We start from the raw sequence: 3946 nt of genomic DNA, 5'->3' as shown, positions 1-3946 counted from the left end.
TGACTACTATATTTTGTCACAAGAAAAGCCCCATAATCATTAGACTTACTTGTCTAACAATTGTAGGGCACTTCATTTTTGGATTTTAACGGTGAGCCTCTTATATATAGATCCGTCAATAAAAAGAACCCACCAAATTGGTGAGTCCTGCAAGAATATGTATCATAAAAGTTGTTAGTTTAACTAACAACTTGGAAGTCTTAATTTGCTAATTTCTTAGTTAAACGTGACTTGTCACGTGAAGCTTTGTTAGCTTTAATTAAACCCTTTGATTTTGCGCGATCAATTGCACTGATTGCGTTGATGTATAAATCCTTTGTATCGTCAGCACCAGCAATCCGAGCTTTTTCAAACTTTTTAACAGCAGTCCGGTATGTACTCAACTGAGCTGCGTTTCTGCGTTGAGCCTTTTCGTTGGTTTTAACACGTTCGATAGCAGATTTGATAATTGGCATTTTGTTCACCTCCGAAGATCATTCTAAATATAACCATTAAATTTCAACAGACATCATTATACAAAAATGACAAGGCGATTGCAAGCAAAACTGAGCGGTATCATGTAAGATATCCTTGTATTACTCGTTAAAATCCGTTATACTATTTTTTGTGCGTTGCACAGACCTTCAACTTAGTTCGTCGGGGACCACTGCCGCTTACTCAGTTGTTGGATCATTTTAGAAAAGGTGGTTGTGAACTATGGCAGTTACACAAACAAAGAAGAATGAAATTATCAAGAAGTATGCGCGTCATGAAGGCGATACTGGATCAGCAGAGGTGCAAATCGCTGTTTTGACCGCAGATATCAACGAAATCAACGAACATATGCGGACACATCGAAAAGATTATCATTCACAACGGGGACTTATGAAGAAGATTGGTCATCGTCGTAACCTACTTGCTTACCTTCGTGGTAAGGATGTTGCACGTTACCGTGACTTGATCCAAAGCTTAGGAATTCGTCGTTAATATTTGAAGAGGGATGTTGCAGGGCTGCGGCTTTGTACACATCCTTTTTTTCTGCCCAAATTTAAATTATTCAACAATCTCTTACTAAAAATTCGGTTTTCTGGAAAAATATGGTAAACTAATAGAAGCTGAAAACGAACGTAAAAAAAGAACAAATTATTTTTTGAGGTGAAACATGAAAAGCGAAATAAAAATTATGCCCATTGGCGGAGTCCGTGAAAACGGCAAAGACATGTATGCTGTGGACATCAACGGCGGTATCTATATTTTAGACTGTGGTTTAAGATACCCTGAAAATGAATTGCTTGGAATTGACGTTGTAATTCCCGATTTTAGTTATTTGGAAAAGAATAAAGACCGAATTGTGGGCGTCTTTTTGACGCACGGGCATGCGGACTCAATTGGTGCGATTTCGTACTTCTTGAGTGAATTTGATGTGCCAGTGTTCGGCTCTGAAATGACCATTGAGTTAGCTAAGTTGAACGTGGCAGATTCTGAAGAATTAAAGAGCTTTGATGATTTTCATATTGTCAGCGATCACAGTGAAATTGATTTTGATGACGTTAAGGTCACCTTCTTTAAGACGACCCATTCGATTCCTGGATCACTTGGAATTGCCATTCATACTTCTGAAGGAGCAATTGTTTATACAGGCGATTTCAAATTTGATCAAACAGCCGCTCCACTCTATCAGACCAATTACTCCGCTTTAACCCAGTTGGGTGATGAAGGGGTTCTAGCACTACTGAGTGATTCTGGCAATGCCGAAAACTCCAAGCCAAGCGCCTCGGAAAAGCAGATTGCTGAGTACATTTACGACACATTTAATTATCAGGACAGCCGCATCATCGTTGCAAGTGTTGCCTCCAACATTTTGCGGATGCAACAAGTCTTTAATGCCGCTGCCAAGTGTGGTCGCCGGGTTTATTTGACGGGTCATGATTTGGAACGAATTGTTCGGACCGCAATGCGTTTGAAGACCTTAACCTTACCAGAAGATGATCTTTTAATTGATTCCATTGATGAGTTGAACAAGTTGGCTCCAGATAAGGTTGTCATCATTCAGACCGGCAAGATGGGTGAACCGATCAAAGCCCTTCAGCGGATGGCTAATAAGGAACAAAGTGACATTAACATTGAGCCCAAAGACTTGGTGTTCATCACAACAACGCCGTCAACTGCGATGGAAACGACCGTTGCTAAAACTCGGGATATGGTTTACCGCGCGGATGGTGAAGTTAAAATGATTTCCGATCAAATGAATTCATCGGGTGATGCCAGTCAGACAGACTTGCAGTTGCTCATCAACTTATTACATCCTAAGTACATCATTCCTGTTCAGGGTGAATATCGTTTGCTGGAGGCCAACGCACAACTGGCTAAGCAAATTGGTTATACTGATAAGCAAATTTACATTCCTAATAAGGGTGACAAGATTTCAGTCAACAAAGACGAAATGTGGGTTGGTGGCAGTGAAGATCTTGCCGACACCATGATTGACGGAATCGGAATTGGCGATATTGGTAATATCGTGCTGCGAGATCGGAAAGTATTGTCTGAAGATGGTATTTTTGTGGCGGTCGTCACAATTGATCGCAAGAAGAAGCGGATTGTTGCCGAGCCTAAGCTCACTTCAAGAGGATTCGTTTACGTTAAGGCTAACAAGGATCTTATGAAGGAAGCAGCTGGCATTATTGAAAAGACAGTTACCAACAATCTTGAGCATAAAGAGTTTGATTGGAGTAACTTGAAGCAGGACGTTAGGGATGATCTAAGTGATTATCTGTATAAACAAACCAAGCGGCGTCCCGTGATTTTACCAGTTATAATGGAAGTTAATCAACATCATAAGCGTTCCAAGAAAAAGCAAAAGAACAACGAGAAGAAATCGGAATCAGCAAATTAATTTCGATCACATGAATAAAAATGGCAACGAGTGGTTCATTTATTTGAATTGCTCGTTTTCTGTCCAAAGATTGTGAGGCGAAGAAATGCAATTATCGAAGAATGATCAAGTTATCCTGATGAGTGCCCAAGCAGATTACGCGGACCAGCGGTTTAATCAGGTAATGCATAAGGTTGAACATTTGTTGGCGAAATATCCCAATCAGATTGACGTTAATTTTCTACGGACAAAAGCGTTGTTTAAGCTGAAGCGGACTGCGGAAGCTCAGTCAATTATTAATCGCTATGAAGATGAATTTGTCAGGGTTGCCGAGTGGATTCCATCATTGATCGAGATATCACTGAAGAATGCCCATTTTATGGTCGCAAGGGAAATCGCTGCTCAATCGGTTGCCGACTGGCGAACACAAATTCTGGCTGCTGAAGAAAATTATCGCCAGCAACATGCTGAATTACTTGATCAGCAGATTAACCAATTTGCACATATTGGTGGTTTGAATGCCTATACCCAGGTGAGGCGGGTGGAGGACGCTAAACAGCTACCGTTTGACGAATATGTATTGGCAGGAAAAAACATTTTGAGGGATCCATTTTTATGGGAAGTTCCGAAAAGTCAGATTTTGTTGGAATTGGTCAAAGTAAACGCCGATGTTTCGGTTACCCTCAACTGGTTGGACAATCAAGACTATGAAATTAATATTCTAAAATTGAAATCTATTGATCAATATTCTTCATTAGTAGCCGTTTTGAATATTATTGAAGACAATTATGCTTCGTCTGATCCAATCAAATTAGCCTTACTCGAAAAGGAACTATTTACACAAAGTAATTATATTTATCCATTTTTCGATAAGGTGATAACTGATCCGGAATATTGGTTCCAAGCCATCGTTGCGCGATCGTTCGGTGATCAAATTGATGTCAACACTTCAGATCAACGGTTAATTATGAAATGGATAAGCATTATTTATGACCAAGAAAGCAAAATTAAATTGATGTGGTAGATTGTAAAATTAATCCGAACGCTGTTCGGACAAAAAAGATCAGCTTCCTTTAAAATGGTGTTTACCACAAA

Annotated in this window: 4 protein-coding genes; 3 read left to right on the top strand and 1 reads right to left on the bottom strand. The window is 39.8% G+C overall.

The genetic code is table 11. The features are described from left to right. Window positions 1-200: 200 nt before the first annotated feature. Window positions 201-455, bottom strand: coding sequence for a 30S ribosomal protein S20 (gene rpsT, locus QUF07_RS13410; RefSeq protein ID WP_054748696.1), 255 nt, complete (start codon window positions 453-455; stop codon window positions 201-203). A 241-nt stretch (window positions 456-696) separates the two neighbouring features. Here rpsT and rpsO point away from each other — a divergent pair, with 241 nt between their 5' ends. From rpsO to QUF07_RS13395, 3 genes are all read left to right on the top strand, one after another. Beyond that, window positions 697-966 (top strand): 30S ribosomal protein S15, encoded by a 270-nt coding sequence (rpsO, locus tag QUF07_RS13405; protein WP_008855546.1) that lies wholly within the window; start codon window positions 697-699, stop codon window positions 964-966. 175 nt (window positions 967-1141) lie between these two features. Then, the gene (locus QUF07_RS13400; protein WP_217161576.1) at window positions 1142-2872 is read left to right on the top strand and encodes a ribonuclease J; all 1731 of its coding nucleotides are present in this window, start codon (window positions 1142-1144) and stop codon (window positions 2870-2872) included. A gap of 85 nt (window positions 2873-2957) precedes the next feature. Next, entirely contained in the window at window positions 2958-3875 is a 918-nt protein-coding gene (locus QUF07_RS13395; protein WP_289427908.1) for a hypothetical protein, read from the top strand. Window positions 3876-3946: the final 71 nt, after the last annotated feature.

Source organism: Lentilactobacillus sp. TOM.63, assembly GCF_030361045.1.
GTDB lineage: Bacteria > Bacillota > Bacilli > Lactobacillales > Lactobacillaceae > Lentilactobacillus > Lentilactobacillus dabitei.
This window is presented reverse-complemented; position numbering and strand designations above follow the sequence as displayed.

Coding starts and splice junctions, on each gene's coding strand:
- rpsT (WP_054748696.1), bottom strand. CDS start 455: ATGCCAATTATCAAATCTGCTATCGAACGTGTTAAAACCAACGAAAAG.
- rpsO (WP_008855546.1), top strand. CDS start 697: ATGGCAGTTACACAAACAAAGAAGAATGAAATTATCAAGAAGTATGCG.
- QUF07_RS13400 (WP_217161576.1), top strand. CDS start 1,142: ATGAAAAGCGAAATAAAAATTATGCCCATTGGCGGAGTCCGTGAAAAC.
- QUF07_RS13395 (WP_289427908.1), top strand. CDS start 2,958: ATGCAATTATCGAAGAATGATCAAGTTATCCTGATGAGTGCCCAAGCA.